Here is a 14,108-nt window from a genome sequence, read left to right as displayed (position 1 = left end):
GACGCTCCGCTCCGGCCCGTGCGCCGGAGCGTTCCCCCCCCCTTTCTTTCCTGACCCGGAGGTTCGTGTCTGATGACCGCCCGTATCCGTACCCACGCCCTGGCGCTGATCGCCATGACGCTCCCACTGGTGGCCTGCGCCCAGTCGCCGTCGCCGGCCACCGCTGCCGCCCCGGCGGCGGCCGCCGCTCCGCGGGCGCCGGCGCCGCAGCTGGTCAGCGGTCTGCCTGACTTCACCAACCTGGTCGAACAGGTCGGTCCGGGCGTGGTCAATGTCGAGACCACCATCGTGCGCAGCAACCGCCAGGCGCGCATGGCCGGTCCTGCGGACCAGGACATGCCCGAATTCTTCCGCCGCTTCTTCGGTCCGGACTTCCAGATGCCGGGGCAGGGCGCCGACGGCCCCGATGACGGCACGCCGAGCATCCGCGGCCGCGGCATGGGCTCGGGCTTCATCATCTCCGCCGATGGCTACGTGCTGACCAATCACCACGTCGTTGCCGATGCCAGTGAAGTGAAGGTCAAGCTCGGCGATCGCCGCGAGTTCACCGCCAAGGTGGTGGGCAGCGACCAGCAGTACGACGTCGCCCTGCTCAAGATCGACGCCAAGAACCTGCCGACGGTGCGCGTGGGCGATTCCAATACGCTCAAGCCGGGCCAGTGGGTGGTCGCGATCGGTTCGCCGTTCGGGCTGGACAATTCGGTGACCGCCGGCGTGGTCAGCGCGGTGGGGCGCAGCACCGGCGGTCCGGACCAGCGCTATGTGCCCTTCATCCAGACCGACGTGGCCATCAACCAGGGCAACTCCGGTGGCCCGTTGCTCAATACCCGCGGCGAAGTGGTCGGTATCAACTCGCAGATCTTCTCCGCGTCCGGTGGCTACATGGGCATCAGCTTCGCGATCCCGATCGACCTGGCCATGGGCGCGGTCGAACAGATCAAGAAGACCGGCCGGGTCAGCCGGGGCCAGCTGGGCGCGGCCGTCGGGCCGATCGACAGCCTCAAGGCGCAAGGGCTGGGCCTGCCGGACAGCCGCGGCGCGCTGGTCAACGAAGTGGTCGCGGGCAGCGCGGCGCTCAAGGCCGGTATCGAACCGGGTGACGTGATCCGCTCGGTCAATGGCAGCCCGATCAATACCTTCAGTGATCTGCCGCCGGCCATCGGCGCGCTGCCGCCGGGCAGCAAGGTCCGCCTGAGCGTGCTGCGCGACGGCAAGGAGCGGGAAATCACCGCCACCCTGACCGAACTGGCCGAAGACGCCGAGCGCGGCGCCACCCGTCCGGCCGCGGAAGCGGCCAAGCCGGAGACCGGTGCCAATGCCCTGCTGGGGCTGGACGTGGCCGATCTGACCGCCGCGCAGCGCCAGCAGCTGGGCCTGTCGGCCGGCGAGGGCGTGCGGATCACCCGGGTCAACGGCCAGTCGGCGCGTGATGCCGGCCTGTCGCCGGGGCTGGTGGTGCTGCAGGTCGGCCGCACCCCGGTCGGCAGCGTGGCCGCGCTGAACAAGGCGCTGGGCGGTTACAGCAAGGGTGACGTGGTCATGTTGCTGGTCCGCGCCAACGGCAACAGTGCCTTCGTGGCGGTCAAGGCCGGGCAGTAAGCCCGCCCCGCCTGTGTTTCCGGGCCCGCTTCGGCGGGCCCGGTCGTTTCCAGGGGGCCGTTGGCGACAATCGCCGCCGGGCCCACGCGGGACCGGGCCGGCCATGCGATAATCCGCAGTCATCCTGACGACGCGACGCGCCGCCGCCACCTATGTCTTCTGATTCGATGCGGTTCATCCGCAACTTCTCCATCATCGCCCACGTCGACCACGGCAAGTCCACGCTGGCCGATCGCATCATCCAGCTTTGCGGTGGCCTCCAGGCCCGTGAGATGGAGGCGCAGGTGCTCGACTCGAACCCGATCGAGCGCGAGCGTGGCATCACCATCAAGGCCCAGTCGGTCTCGTTGCCGTATGTCGCCAAAGACGGCCAGACCTACCACCTGAACTTCATCGACACCCCCGGGCATGTCGACTTCTCCTATGAAGTCAGCCGCTCGCTGGCCGCCTGCGAAGGCGCGCTGCTGGTGGTCGATGCGGCCCAGGGCGTGGAAGCGCAGTCCGTCGCCAACTGCTATACGGCCGTTGAGCAGGGGCTGGAAGTGGTGCCGGTGATCAACAAGATCGACCTGCCCACCGCCGATATCGAGCGCGCCAAGGCCGAGATCGAGGCCGTGATCGGCATCGACGCGACCGATGCCGTGCCGGTCAGCGCCAAGACCGGCCTGAACGTGCAGGACGTGCTGGAGGCGATCGTGCATCGCATTCCGCCGCCGGTGCCGCGTGATACCGACAAGCTGCAGGCGCTGATCATCGACTCGTGGTTCGACAACTACCTGGGCGTGGTCTCGCTGGTGCGCGTGATGCAGGGCCAGATCAAGGCGGGCGACAAGCTGCAGGTGATGTCCACCGGCCGCAACCACCAGGTCGACAACGTCGGCGTGTTCACTCCCAAGCGCAAGGTGCTGCCGGCCCTGCGCGCCGGTGAAGTGGGCTGGGTCACGGCCAGCATCAAGGACGTGCACGGCGCGCCGGTCGGCGACACCCTGACCATGGCCGCCGACCCGGCCGCCAAGCCGCTGCCGGGCTTCCAGGAAATGCAGCCGCGCGTGTTCGCCGGCCTGTTCCCGGTCGATGCCGAGGATTATCCGGACCTGCGCGAAGCGCTGGACAAGCTGCGCCTGAATGATGCCGCGCTGCGCTTCGAGCCGGAAAGCTCCGAGGCGATGGGCTTCGGCTTCCGCTGCGGCTTCCTGGGCATGCTGCACATGGAAATCGTGCAGGAGCGCCTGGAACGCGAATACAACCTGGACCTGATCAGCACCGCACCGACCGTGGTCTATGAAGTGCTCAAGACCGACGGCACCATCATCAACATGGACAACCCGGCCAAGCTGCCGCCGGTGAACCAGGTCGATGAGATCCGCGAGCCGATCATCCGCGCCAACGTGCTCACCCCCGAGGAGTACATCGGCAACATCATCAAGCTGTGCGAAGAAAAGCGCGGCAGCCAGCTTGGCATCAACTACCTGGGCAGCCAGGTGCAGATCAGCTACGAACTGCCGATGGCCGAGGTGGTGCTGGACTTCTTCGACAAGCTCAAGTCGGTCAGCCGTGGCTATGCCTCGCTGGACTACCACTTCGTGCGCTTCGATGCCGGTCCGTTCGTCCGCGTGGACGTGCTGATCAACGGCGACAAGGTCGATGCGCTGTCGCTGATCGTGCACCGCAGCCATGCCGATCGCCGCGGCCGCGAGCTGTGCGAGAAGATGAAGGAACTGATCCCGCGGCAGATGTTCGACGTGGCCATCCAGGCCGCCGTCGGCTCGCAGATCATCTCGCGCACCACGGTCAAGGCGATGCGCAAGAACGTGCTGGCCAAGTGCTATGGTGGCGACGTTTCGCGCAAGAAGAAGCTGCTCGAGAAACAGAAGGAAGGCAAGAAGCGCATGAAGCAGGTCGGCCGCGTGGAAATCCCGCAGGAAGCCTTCCTGGCCGTGCTGCAGATGGACAAGTAAGGCCGGATGGCTTTCCCGGCAGCGGCGGGCGGCACCGGATCGGTGTCGCCGGACGCGCAGGGGCACACCACACCGCTGCAATCGTTCCCAAGGACACTGCATGAAATTGTTTGAGTTCCTCCTGGTCGTACTGACGTTGGCCTCGGGCCTGATCCTGCTGGCTGAAAAGCTGTACTTCGCCAAGCGCCGCGCCCAGCGCGCCGGCCTGCTGGACACCGAGCCGGTGGTGGTCGATTACGCCCGGGCGTTCTTCCCGGTGCTGGCGATCGTGCTGGTGGTGCGCAGCTTCATCGCCGAGCCGTACAAGATCCCGTCCAGCTCGATGATGCCCAACCTGCTGATCGGCGATTTCATCCTGGTCAACAAGTTCTCCTACGGCCTGCGCCTGCCGTTGAACAACGCCAAGGTGATCCCGTTCGGCGAGCCCAAGCGGGGCGACGTGGTGGTGTTCCACTTCCCGGGCCACTCGGACAACGATCCGGCCAAGGGTGAGAACTTCATCAAGCGCGTGATCGGCGTGCCGGGCGACCAGATCGAGTTCCAGGGCAATGGCCTGATCCTCAACGGTGAGCCGGTCAAATACGACAACAAGGGCCTGTATGCCGGCCACAACGGCCAGGGCGAGGGCAGCTCGCTGCTGGTCGAGCACCTGCCGGGCCGCACCCATACGGTGCTGGAGACCGACTACGCCCGTGGCGAAGGCCAGTGGACCGTTCCGGCCGGCAAGTACCTGGTGATGGGCGACAATCGCGACAACAGCGACGACGGCCGCTTCTGGGGCCTGCTGCCGGAGGAAAACCTGCGCGGCAAGGCCTTCCTGATCTGGCTGAACTGCTCGGGCTGGTTCTGCAAGGACGGTTTCGAGCCGTCGCGGATCGGCACGGGTATCCATTGATTGATGGCACACGCGTATCTGGGGAGAACGCAATGAAGAACATGACATCGCAGCGCGGCATCACCTTGACCTCGTTCCTGGTGGTGCTGATCGTGGTCGCCTTCTTCCTGTACATCGGGATGAAGCTGTTCCCGATGTACCAGGAGTATTACGCCGTGCGCACGGCGCTGAAGAGCCTGGCCAAAGAGCCGGGGGTGGCCAACATGGAGCCGGCCAGGGTCCAGGAGCTGTTCTTCAAGCGCATCCACATGAGCTATTCCGAGAATCTCAAGCCCTCCGATATCAAGTTCGACCGCATCGACGGCGGCTGGAACTTGAAGGTCAACTACGAAGTGCGCCGTGAGCTGATCGGCAATCTCGACGTGGTGGGCAAATTTGACACCAACCAGGATCTGACTCTCCGCGGTGCCGACTAAGACCTTCCAACGCGGTGACCTGATCGGTCACGCCTTCAACGATCCGGGCCTGCTCCAGCAGGCGCTGACGCATCGCAGTGCCGGCACGCCCAACAATGAGCGGCTGGAATTCCTCGGCGACAGCATCGTCAACATGATGGTGGCCCAGGCGCTCTACGAACGCTGGCCCAAGGCCGACGAGGGCGCGCTGACCCGCGCCCGTGCCGAACTGGTGCGCGAGGGCGCGCTGGCGGTGATCGCGCGCGAGCTGCACCTGGGCGAGCGCCTGATCCTGGGCCCGGGCGAGATGAAGACCGGCGGCCATCGCCGCGACTCCATCCTGGCCGATGCGCTGGAAGCGGTCGTCGCCGCGATTTACCTCGATGCCGGCTTCGCCGCCTGCCGGACCGTGGTGCTGCCCTGGTTCACCGCCTCGATGCACGCCCTGCCGGCCACCGGCAAGCCGGAGAAAGACCCCAAGACCCGGCTGCAGGAATGGCTGCAGGCGCGGCAGAAGGCATTGCCCCTGTATGAGCTGGTGTCAGAATCGGGTGACGATCACGCCAAGACCTTCCGGGTACGCTGCGGCGTAACCGACCCCGCTGTCAGCACCGAAGGCGAAGGTGCCTCGCGACGGCTGGCCGAACAACAGGCGGCTGCCGCCGCCCTCGAGCAACTGGATTCCAAGTGAACGAAGCAACCCCCCATCGTTCCGGCAGCGTGGCCGTCATCGGTCGCCCCAACGTCGGCAAATCCACCCTGACCAACGCCCTGGTGGGCGCCAAGGTCAGCATCGTCTCCAACCGGCCGCAGACCACGCGGCACCGGCTGCTCGGCATTGCCAGCTACCCGGAAGGGCAGATCGTGCTGGTCGACACCCCCGGCCTGCACCGTGCGCAGAAGCGCGCCATGAACCGGGTGATGAACCGCGCCGCGCGCGGCTCGCTCGAGGGCGTGGACGCGGGCATGCTGGTGATCGAAGCCGGCCGCTGGGACGAGGAAGACACGCTGGCCTTCAACGTGCTCAGCGACTCGGGGATCCCGGTGGTGCTGGTGGTCAACAAGATCGACCGGCTCAAGGACAAGGGCGCGCTGCTGCCGTTCCTGCAGCAGGTCACCGAGGGCCGCACGTTCGCCGCGGTGCACCCGATCTCGGCGCAGAAGCGCAATGGCCTGGAATCGCTGGTCCGCGACCTGATGAAGCTGTTGCCGGAAGCCCCGCCGATGTTCGGCGAGGACGAGATCACCGACCGCAGCCAGCGCTTCCTCGCCGGTGAGCTGGTGCGCGAGCAGCTGATGCGCCAGCTCGGCGAAGAACTGCCGTATGCGACCACGGTCGAGATCGAGCGCTTCGTCGAGGATGGCAACCTGCTGCGCATCGGCGCGGTGATCTGGGTCGAGCGCGAAGGCCAGAAGGCGATCGTGATCGGCAAGGCCGGCACCCGCCTGAAGGAGATCGGCGCCAAATCCCGCCTGCAGATGGAACGTCTGTTCGGCGCCAAGGTCTTCCTGGAAACCTGGGTCCGGGTGCGCGAAGGCTGGTCCGACGATGAAGCCGCGCTCAAGGCGTTCGGCTACGAATAAGCCGGCCCCTCCAACCCCGGGCGGTTGAACCATGCGCATCGAGGATGAGCCGGCGTTTGTGCTCCATGCCCGCCCGTGGCGGGAAACCAGTCTGCTCGTGGAGGTGCTGACCGAGCAGTACGGCCGGATCGGGGTGCTTGCCCGAGGCGTATCCAGCCCGCGCAGCCAGGCGCTGCGCGCGGCCCTGCAGCCATTGCAGTGGATCCGCCTGACCGCCGTGGAGCGGGGCGAGCTGGCCCAGCTGCGCGGGGCCGAGGCCCTGGACGCTGCGCCACGCCTGACCGGCCAGGCGATGCTGGCCGGGTTCTACATCAACGAACTGCTGATGCGGCTGGCGCCCCGCCAGGACCCGCTGCCCGAGCTTTACGACCATTACGCGCAGGTCCGCGCACGGCTGCGCGATGGCGAGCCGCTGGCCTGGACCCTGCGCCGTTTCGAGCGCGACCTGCTGGAGGCCCTGGGCTTCGGCTTCGATCTGCTGCACGGCAGCGATGAGGCGCCGGTCGACCCGGCCGCACGGTATGAGCTGGACCCGCAGGAGGGGCCGCGCCGGCTGCTCAGCGACCGCGGTGTGGATCAGCGCCGTGGCACCGCGACCGGCAGTGCGTTGCTGGCGCTGGCCGCCGATGAACTGCCCGGGCCCGAGGATCTGGGCAGCCTGCGCCGGCCGATGCGCGCGGTGCTGATGCACCACCTGGGCGGGCGAGGGCTGAAATCCTGGGAAATGCTGGAGGACCTGGCGCGACGGGGCACCTGAGCGCAGGCGGCCCGCGGCGCCGTTTCGGGGGGACTCACGCGGCAACGCTGCACGCGCTGCCGCCCGTGCTCACTGCAGCAGGGCGTCGACCGCCACGCGAAAGCGGCTCTGCGCCCCGGTGGAGTCCGGGGCCTGGTGCAGCTGGCGGACCGCCCGGGCCAGGCGCGCGGCGCCGACAAATCCGCAGCTGGCCTGCAGCCGATGCAGCTGGCCGCGCAGGGCCCGCACATCGTCCTCGCGCAGGGCCTGGGCCACCGCGTCGCGAACCCCGGGCAACTCGGCCAGGAACAGCTCGCGCAACGCGATGAGGTGGTGGCGCTGCCCGTTCAGCGCGGCCAGGGCCGTGGTTTCGTCCCAGTCCTGGCGCTCGCCCTCCACCTCCTCGGCGTCGGCAAGCACCGGGGCGGACAGGCTGCCAGCGGTATGCACCAACGCGCGGCGGACGGCCTTGAGCAGGTGCTCACGGCTCAGCGGCTTGACCAGGGTCTCACTGAAGCCGGCATCGCGCAGCCGCGAATGGATCGAGGTGTCGCCATCGGCGGTATGTGCCAGTGCCGGCGTGTCCGGCCGCGAGCGGCGCAGCTCCTGCAGCAGTTGGGTGCCGTTACCATCGGGCAGGTTGACGTCGATCAGCCACAGATCATGTTGGTTGCCACGGGCGCGGTCCATGGCCGTGGCCAGGGAATCGGCGGTATCCACCTGCGCCGGCAGGGTTTCCAGCGCGGCCTTGAAGAAGCCGCGGCTGATGGTGTCGTCCTCGACGAGCAGGAATCGGGGCATGGGATCCCTCGGGGTCATCTGCATTGGGGCTGCCTCCATGTCAGCTGCGCCCATATTAAACGCGAAGTCCCCGCCTGCAAGCGGTTTCAGCGGGCGGCAAGTCAGTTGGCAGTTGGTATCTGCGACAATACGCACCCTTTTTGCCCGCAGCCTGTTGCCACGTGGCCCGAACCCGCTCCCGCCTCGACCGTACTCCCTTCCAGACCGACATCCTCGACCTCAGCCATGATGGCCGTGGCGTTGCCCGCCGCGACGGCGAGGGTGGCAAGGTCACCTTCATCACCGGCGCGCTGCCCGGTGAGGTGGTGACCGCCGAGCCGACCGCGCGCAATCGTCATTTCGATGAAGCCCGGACCATCGAGGTCGTCCAGGCCTCGCCGCAGCGGGTGACCCCGCGCTGCCCGCATTTCGGCGTCTGTGCCGGCTGCGTGCTGCAGCACCTGGAAGAGTCGCAGCAGATCGTGGCCAAGCAGCGGGTGCTGATCGACAACCTGACCCGGATCGGCCACGTCACCCCGGGCACGGTGCTGCCGCCGCTGGTGGGCGACAGCTGGGGCTACCGCCGCAAAGGCCGCTTCTCGGTGCGCCGCGTCGAGAAGAAGGACAAGACCCTGGTCGGCTTCCGCGAGCTGGACCCGCGTTTCGTCGCGGACCTGAGCCAGTGCCTGACCGTCATTCCGGAAATCGGGATGAAGGTCGGCGTGCTCTCCGAGTTCATCGAGACCCTGGACGGCAAACGCGACATTCCCCAGATCGAATTCATCGCCGGCGATGACGCGATCATGCTGACCATCCGCCATATGCAGCCGCTCAGCGATGCCGACCGTGCCGCGTGGATCGCCTTCGGCCAGGCACACGGTTTTGCGATCTCGCTGCAGCCCGGTGGCGTGGAGTCGGTGCAGCCGCTGTGGCCGGCCGAGGTGCCGTTGTCGTTCAAGCTGGCGCCGTGGGATGTCGAGCTGGCGTTCCGCCCGCTGGATTTCATCCAGGTCAATGCCAAGCTCAACGTGCAGATGATCGCGCACGCGCTGGCCCTGCTCGATGCCGGTCCGGACGAGCGCGTGCTCGATCTGTTCTGCGGGCTGGGCAATTTCACCCTGCCGCTGGCGCGCACCGTGCGCAACGTGGTCGGCGTGGAGGGTGATGCCGGCCTGGTGGCGCGTGCGCGTGAGAACGCGGTGCGCAACGGGCTGGAGAATGCCGAGTTCCATGCCGCCGATCTGACCCAGGACCAGCGCCAGGCCTCGTGGATGCGCCAGGGTTTCGACAAGCTGCTGCTGGATCCGCCGCGCTCGGGCGCCATCGAAGTGCTGCAGCAGCTGCCGCTGAAGCAGTTCAAGCGCATCGTCTACGTGAGCTGCCATCCGGGCTCGCTGGCGCGCGATGCCGGCTACCTGGTCAACGAGCAGGGCTTCACCCTGGTCTCGGCCGGCGCGATGGACATGTTCCCGCACACCGCGCACGTGGAAAGCATCGCGGTGTTCGAAAAGCGCTGATCAGCGCCCGTCCCCGGGCGCGGCGTTCTGCCACTGGCCGTGTGCGTCGAACACATAGGTCTGCGGTTCGGTGCCGCGCCCGGTCGCATCCCCGGCGGTGACATTGCAGCGGATCTCCGGCGCCTGGGTGCTGCGCAGTTCGCAGTCGTCGATCGCGAAGATCTGCAGGCGCTGCTGGAACGCGCGCAGTTCCTCGCGGGTGGCGGCATCGTCGATCGATGCGGCACGGCGATCGAGCTGCGCATTGAGCAGCTCGCGGACACGTTCGCGCGGGGGCACCGGCGCGTCGACATCGGCGCGCTGCATCGCCCAGCCCATGCCCTGTGGAACGAAGCGCAGCATGCGGTAGCGGTTCTTGAGGCCGATCTCCATGCCGACCAGGCAGTCGTATGCACCGGCGAGCGTGGTGCTTGCCCAGCACGGGCCATGTTCGAACCGGCGAGGGGTGAACATCGACTGCAGCAGCAGATCCTGGGTAGAGGCGGCCGGCGTCTTTTCCGCCTCGACCATGGCCATCACCGCCGCCTCGATCTGTGCAGGCGTGGGCGGCGAGGCGGCGAGCGCGCCCAACGGCAGCAGGGTCATCAGCAGGGCGGGGAAGAGCGGTTTCATCGGGGGCATCCTTGCAAGGCAGCCGGGCAGTATAGAAGCACGCCGTGGCCGCGGTGCCGCGATCGCCGCATACTGTGCGGATGGGCATTGAAATCGAACGCAAATACCGCGTCACCGGTGAGGGCTGGCGCACCGCTGCGCACGCGGTGATCCCGATGGCACAGGGCTATCTCAACGACGCCGCCTCGCTGGAGAGCGGCGCGCAGAAGGCATCGGTGCGCGTGCGCATCCAGGGCGCGCAGGCCTTCCTCAACATGAAGTCGCGCGAGATCGGGCACACCCGGCAGGAGTTCGATTATCCGATCCCGGTGGAGGATGCGCGCGCGTTGCTGGCGCTGTGCGTCGGCGGGCTGATCGACAAGCGCCGGCACCTGGTCGAGCACGACGGGCTGCTCTGGGAGGTGGACGAATTCCTCGGCGAGAACGCCGGGCTGGTGGTGGCCGAAGTGGAGCTCGAGCACGCCGAGCAGACGGTCAGGCTGCCCGAGTGGGCAGGCGAGGAAGTCACCGACCAGGTGCGCTATTACAACCTGGCCCTGGCAGCGCACCCCTTTTCACGCTGGTCCAGCGCTGAACGCGGCTGATCCGCGGCCCTTGTGTAGCGGCCTTTCCGCCCACAATCTGGCCAGATGAAAATCGATATCTGGTCGGATGTGGTGTGTCCCTGGTGCTGGATCGGCAAGCACCGGTTCCAGCAGGGACTGGCGTTGCTCGGCGATGACGCGCCCGAGGTGGAGGTGCATTGGCACCCGTTCCTGCTCGATCCCGACGCCGGCACGGCCCCGGTACCGCTGCGCCAGGCGTACGCAGCCAAGTTCGGCAGTGCCGAGCGCACCGAACAGATCCTGACCCAGACCCAGGCCGCGGCGCGCGCCGAGGGCCTGCCGATGGATTTCAACCAGGGCCAGGTCCGGGTGACCACGCTGCCGGCGCACCGGCTGATGTGGCTGGCCGGGCGTGAAGGCATCCAAGCCGAGGTCGGCGAGGCACTGTTCCGCGCGCATTTCGTGGAGGGCCGCAACCTGGCCGACCCCCAGACCCTGATCGCCGCCGGCGCCGCCGGCGGGCTCCAGGCCGAGCGCATCACCGCGCTGCTGGAAGGAGAGGAGGGGCTGGAGGAGATCCAGGCGCAGCTGGCGCAGGCGCAGCGCTTCGGCATTCAGTCCGTGCCCACCTTCGTGATCGACGATAAATACGCCATCCAGGGGGCCCAGCCACCGGAGGCGTTCGCCCAGGCCCTGCGCCAGATCGCGGCCGAACGCACGCCTGCAGCCCCTGCGGGGCACGGCGATGGCTGCGGCCCGGACGGTTGCGAGGTCTGACGCTGCGCGCGGGTTCTGCGACAATGCGGCAGTGCGCCATGGTGGCGCCCCGTATTGGAGACACCCCATGCTCGTGATCGGCGTTGCCGGGACCGAACTCACCGCCCAGGAACGCGAGTGGCTGCAGCACGACGCCGTGGCCGGCGTCATCCTGTTCAAGCGCAACTTCGCCTCGCGCGAGCAGATCGCCGAGCTCTCGGCGGCCATCCGCGCCGCCGCGCCGCGCCCGCAGCTGATCTGCGTGGACCAGGAAGGCGGCCGCGTGCAGCGCTTCCGCGAGGGCTACAGCGCGCTGCCGCCGCTGCAGGGCTTCGATGCGCTGTATGCCTCCGATCGCGAGGCCGCGCTGGCCCTGGCCGAGCAGCACGCCTGGCTGATGGCCAGTGAAGTGCGCGCCAGTGGCGTGGACCTCAGCTTCGCCCCCGTCGTCGATCTGGGCCGTGGCAACCTGGCGATCGGCAATCGCGCCTTCAGCGCGGACCCGCAGGTGGTCGCAGCGTTCACTGCCGCCTATGTGCGCGGCATGCACAGCGTTGGCATGGCCGCCACGCTCAAGCATTTCCCCGGGCACGGCACCGTGCTGGAAGACACCCATTTCCACGACGCCAGCGACCCGCGCTCGCTCGATGAACTGCGCGCGCTGGACCTGATCCCGTTCGCGGCCGGCATCGCCGCCGGCGCCGATGCGGTGATGATGGCCCACGTGGTCTACCCGCAGGTCGCGCCGGAGCCGGCCGGCTACTCGCCACGCTGGATCCAGCAGATCCTGCGCGAACAGATGGGCTTCCGCGGCGTGGTCTTCTCCGACGACATCGGCATGGCCGCTTCATTCGCCGCCGGTGGCGTGAAGGCGCGCGTGGATGCACACCTGGACGCCGGTTGCGACGTGGTGCTGGTCTGCCACCCCGAACTGGTGGAAGAATCGCTGCGCGCCGTCGAAGGTCGCACCCTCAACACCGCTGCGCTGCTCGGCCTGATCGGTCGCGGCGCGCTGGGCTGGGACGGCCTGCTGGCCGATTCCCGCCACGGCACCACCCAATCCCGTTTGCTTGACACCCTTGGAAGAACCGTCTGATGCCCAACCTCACCATTTCCCAGGCCCTGGCCCAGGCCGACCTGCTGGTCGACCGTCCCACCATCGACAAGGCCATCGCTGGCATCGCCGACGCCATCGCGCGCGATTACAAGGGCGAGGTCCCGCTGTTCCTGTCGATCATGCACGGCGCGCTGCCGTTCGCCGGCCAGCTCGCGCTGGAACTGGGCGCACGCGGCCAGGACGTGCAGTTCGATTACCTGCACGCCACCCGCTACCGCGGTGAAACCACCGGCGGCGACCTGGTCTGGAAGCACAAGCCGGCCACCGCGCTGTTCGGCCGCCGCGTGCTGCTGGTCGATGACATCCTCGACGAGGGCTACACGCTGCAGGGCGTGCGCACCTGGTGCCTGGAGCAGGGCGCCACCGACGTGCGCATCGCCGCGCTGACGGTCAAGCTGCACGACCGCGCGCTGCCGGACGTCAAGGCCGACTACGCCGGCATCGACCTGCCGGACCGCTATGTGTTCGGTTTCGGGATGGACGTCAACGAAACGCTGCGCTGCGTGCCGGCCATCTACGCGATGAAGGAATGATGGAACACATTTCCCTTGCCGTCATCGGCGGCACCGGCGTCTACAAGCTGGCCCAGCTCGACGATGTGAGCAGCCACCAGGTCCAGACGCGCTACGGCACGCCGTCCGGCCCGATCCGCGTCGGCACGCTGCTGGGTCAGCGCGTGGCCTTCCTGGCCCGCCATGGTGAAGGCCACTCGCTGCCGCCGCACAAGATCAATTACCGCGCCAACCTGGCCGCGCTGCAGCAGATCGGCGCGCAGCGTGTGCTCGCGCTCAACACGGTCGGCGGCATCACCGAACTGTTCGGCCCGCGCGTGCTGGCCTGCCCGGACCAGCTGATCGATTACACCTGGGGCCGCATCTCCACCCTGTGCGAAGAGCCGGGCACCGACGTGCTGCACGTGGACTTCGGCCACCCGTACACGCCGATGCTGCGCAGCAAGGTGCTGGCCGCGGCGAAGGTGACCGGCGTGCGCCTGCAGGACGGTGGCTGCTACGGCGCGACCCAGGGCCCGCGGCTGGAAACCAATGCGGAAATCGCGCGCATGCGCCGCGATGGCTGCGATCTGGTCGGCATGACCGGCATGCCCGAAGCCAGCCTGGCCCGCGAGCTCGGCCTGGACTACGCCTGCCTGGCGATCGTGGCCAACTGGGCCGCCGGCTGTGGCGATGGCGATGAAATCACGATGGCCGAAGTGCTGGCCAATGTGGACGCCGCCTCCTCCGGCCTGCCCGAATTGATCGGTGAATTGGCACGGGGGTGATTGTCATTACCGTACAAGGTTTGCATACTCCGCCAGTGCGCTGGTTGAGCGTACACCACCCATTCATAGAAGAAGGTCTCGCATTACCATGCCGAACGGTACCGTCAAGTGGTTCAACGACGCCAAGGGATTTGGCTTTATCTCGCCGGAGGACGGCAGCGCCGACGTCTTCGCGCACTTCTCCGCGATCAACTCCAAGGGCTTCCGCAGTCTGCAGGAAGGCCAGAAGGTCACCTATGACGTGACCCAGGGCCCGAAGGGCGCCCAAGCCTCGAACATCGTGCCGGCTGAGTGATTTTCTCGGCTGCGCATTGAAAACCCCGCTTCGGCGGGGT

Annotated in this window: 16 protein-coding genes; 14 read left to right on the top strand and 2 right to left on the bottom strand. The window is 67.6% G+C overall.

The genetic code is table 11. The annotated features are described in order from the left end of the window. Window positions 1–72 precede the first annotated feature (72 nt). From OC373_RS04420 to recO, 7 genes are all read left to right on the top strand, one after another. Entirely contained in the window at window positions 73–1,599 is a 1,527-nt protein-coding gene (locus OC373_RS04420; RefSeq protein WP_019183454.1) for a DegQ family serine endoprotease, read from the top strand. 167 nt (window positions 1,600–1,766) lie between these two features. Further along, window positions 1,767–3,557, top strand: a complete 1,791-nt coding sequence (lepA, locus tag OC373_RS04415; RefSeq protein WP_019183453.1) for a translation elongation factor 4 — start codon at window positions 1,767–1,769, stop codon at window positions 3,555–3,557. 100 nt (window positions 3,558–3,657) lie between these two features. Further along, entirely contained in the window at window positions 3,658–4,452 is a 795-nt protein-coding gene (gene lepB, locus OC373_RS04410; protein WP_019183452.1) for a signal peptidase I, read from the top strand. 32 nt (window positions 4,453–4,484) lie between these two features. Continuing rightward, entirely contained in the window at window positions 4,485–4,868 is a 384-nt protein-coding gene (locus OC373_RS04405) for a DUF4845 domain-containing protein (protein ID WP_046273302.1), read from the top strand. Beyond that, entirely contained in the window at window positions 4,858–5,538 is a 681-nt protein-coding gene (gene rnc, locus OC373_RS04400) for a ribonuclease III (protein ID WP_070425666.1), read from the top strand. Before OC373_RS04405 ends, rnc begins: the two co-directional genes overlap by 11 nt. Continuing rightward, on the top strand, window positions 5,535–6,431 hold the full coding sequence (era, locus tag OC373_RS04395) for a GTPase Era (protein ID WP_019183449.1): 897 nt from the start codon (window positions 5,535–5,537) through the stop codon (window positions 6,429–6,431). Before rnc ends, era begins: the two co-directional genes overlap by 4 nt. A gap of 31 nt (window positions 6,432–6,462) precedes the next feature. Further along, entirely contained in the window at window positions 6,463–7,188 is a 726-nt protein-coding gene (recO, locus tag OC373_RS04390) for a DNA repair protein RecO (protein ID WP_261997134.1), read from the top strand. 69 nt (window positions 7,189–7,257) lie between these two features. Here recO and OC373_RS04385 read toward each other — a convergent pair whose 3' ends face one another. Next, window positions 7,258–7,992 carry a response regulator gene (locus tag OC373_RS04385; protein ID WP_070425664.1) on the bottom strand — a complete coding sequence of 245 codons (735 nt, stop codon included), beginning with the start codon at window positions 7,990–7,992 and terminating at the stop codon, window positions 7,258–7,260. A gap of 137 nt (window positions 7,993–8,129) precedes the next feature. Between OC373_RS04385 and rlmD the strand changes: the two genes are divergently transcribed. Further along, the gene (gene rlmD / locus OC373_RS04380; protein ID WP_070425663.1) at window positions 8,130–9,464 is read left to right on the top strand and encodes a 23S rRNA (uracil(1939)-C(5))-methyltransferase RlmD; all 1,335 of its coding nucleotides are present in this window, start codon (window positions 8,130–8,132) and stop codon (window positions 9,462–9,464) included. On the opposite strand, the gene OC373_RS04375 is transcribed toward rlmD, so the two are convergent. Then, window positions 9,465–10,076, bottom strand: a complete 612-nt coding sequence (locus tag OC373_RS04375; RefSeq protein WP_070425662.1) for a hypothetical protein — start codon at window positions 10,074–10,076, stop codon at window positions 9,465–9,467. Window positions 10,077–10,156: 80 nt separating this feature from the next. Between OC373_RS04375 and OC373_RS04370 the strand changes: the two genes are divergently transcribed. The 6 genes from OC373_RS04370 (at window position 10,157) to OC373_RS04345 (ending at window position 14,068) form a co-directional block, all read left to right on the top strand. Further along, on the top strand, window positions 10,157–10,660 hold the full coding sequence (locus OC373_RS04370; RefSeq protein ID WP_070427444.1) for a CYTH domain-containing protein: 504 nt from the start codon (window positions 10,157–10,159) through the stop codon (window positions 10,658–10,660). A 45-nt stretch (window positions 10,661–10,705) separates the two neighbouring features. After that, entirely contained in the window at window positions 10,706–11,398 is a 693-nt protein-coding gene (locus OC373_RS04365) for a DsbA family oxidoreductase (RefSeq protein ID WP_261997133.1), read from the top strand. 67 nt (window positions 11,399–11,465) lie between these two features. Further along, window positions 11,466–12,473 carry a beta-N-acetylhexosaminidase gene (nagZ, locus tag OC373_RS04360; RefSeq protein WP_019183442.1) on the top strand — a complete coding sequence of 336 codons (1,008 nt, stop codon included), beginning with the start codon at window positions 11,466–11,468 and terminating at the stop codon, window positions 12,471–12,473. Further along, a complete protein-coding gene (locus OC373_RS04355; protein ID WP_019183441.1) occupies window positions 12,473–13,027 on the top strand; it encodes a hypoxanthine-guanine phosphoribosyltransferase in 555 nt (184 codons plus the stop codon). The genes nagZ and OC373_RS04355 overlap by 1 nt, the downstream gene beginning before the upstream one ends. Further along, window positions 13,027–13,773 (top strand): S-methyl-5'-thioinosine phosphorylase, encoded by a 747-nt coding sequence (locus tag OC373_RS04350; RefSeq protein WP_070425660.1) that lies wholly within the window; start codon window positions 13,027–13,029, stop codon window positions 13,771–13,773. Before OC373_RS04355 ends, OC373_RS04350 begins: the two co-directional genes overlap by 1 nt. A gap of 88 nt (window positions 13,774–13,861) precedes the next feature. Continuing rightward, on the top strand, window positions 13,862–14,068 hold the full coding sequence (locus tag OC373_RS04345; protein ID WP_019183439.1) for a cold-shock protein: 207 nt from the start codon (window positions 13,862–13,864) through the stop codon (window positions 14,066–14,068). Window positions 14,069–14,108: the final 40 nt, after the last annotated feature.

Origin of the sequence: Stenotrophomonas sp. Ste96, assembly GCF_024519495.1 — a bacterium.
In the GTDB taxonomy this organism is placed as follows: Bacteria; Pseudomonadota; Gammaproteobacteria; order Xanthomonadales; family Xanthomonadaceae; genus Stenotrophomonas; species Stenotrophomonas bentonitica_A.
This window is presented reverse-complemented; position numbering and strand designations above follow the sequence as displayed.

Coding starts and splice junctions, on each gene's coding strand:
- nagZ (WP_019183442.1), top strand. CDS start 11,466: ATGCTCGTGATCGGCGTTGCCGGGACCGAACTCACCGCCCAGGAACGC.
- lepB (WP_019183452.1), top strand. CDS start 3,658: ATGAAATTGTTTGAGTTCCTCCTGGTCGTACTGACGTTGGCCTCGGGC.
- recO (WP_261997134.1), top strand. CDS start 6,463: ATGCGCATCGAGGATGAGCCGGCGTTTGTGCTCCATGCCCGCCCGTGG.
- lepA (WP_019183453.1), top strand. CDS start 1,767: ATGCGGTTCATCCGCAACTTCTCCATCATCGCCCACGTCGACCACGGC.
- OC373_RS04420 (WP_019183454.1), top strand. CDS start 73: ATGACCGCCCGTATCCGTACCCACGCCCTGGCGCTGATCGCCATGACG.
- OC373_RS04365 (WP_261997133.1), top strand. CDS start 10,706: ATGAAAATCGATATCTGGTCGGATGTGGTGTGTCCCTGGTGCTGGATC.
- OC373_RS04355 (WP_019183441.1), top strand. CDS start 12,473: ATGCCCAACCTCACCATTTCCCAGGCCCTGGCCCAGGCCGACCTGCTG.
- OC373_RS04370 (WP_070427444.1), top strand. CDS start 10,157: ATGGGCATTGAAATCGAACGCAAATACCGCGTCACCGGTGAGGGCTGG.
- OC373_RS04405 (WP_046273302.1), top strand. CDS start 4,485: ATGAAGAACATGACATCGCAGCGCGGCATCACCTTGACCTCGTTCCTG.
- OC373_RS04385 (WP_070425664.1), bottom strand. CDS start 7,992: ATGCAGATGACCCCGAGGGATCCCATGCCCCGATTCCTGCTCGTCGAG.
- OC373_RS04375 (WP_070425662.1), bottom strand. CDS start 10,076: ATGAAACCGCTCTTCCCCGCCCTGCTGATGACCCTGCTGCCGTTGGGC.
- OC373_RS04345 (WP_019183439.1), top strand. CDS start 13,862: ATGCCGAACGGTACCGTCAAGTGGTTCAACGACGCCAAGGGATTTGGC.
- OC373_RS04350 (WP_070425660.1), top strand. CDS start 13,027: ATGGAACACATTTCCCTTGCCGTCATCGGCGGCACCGGCGTCTACAAG.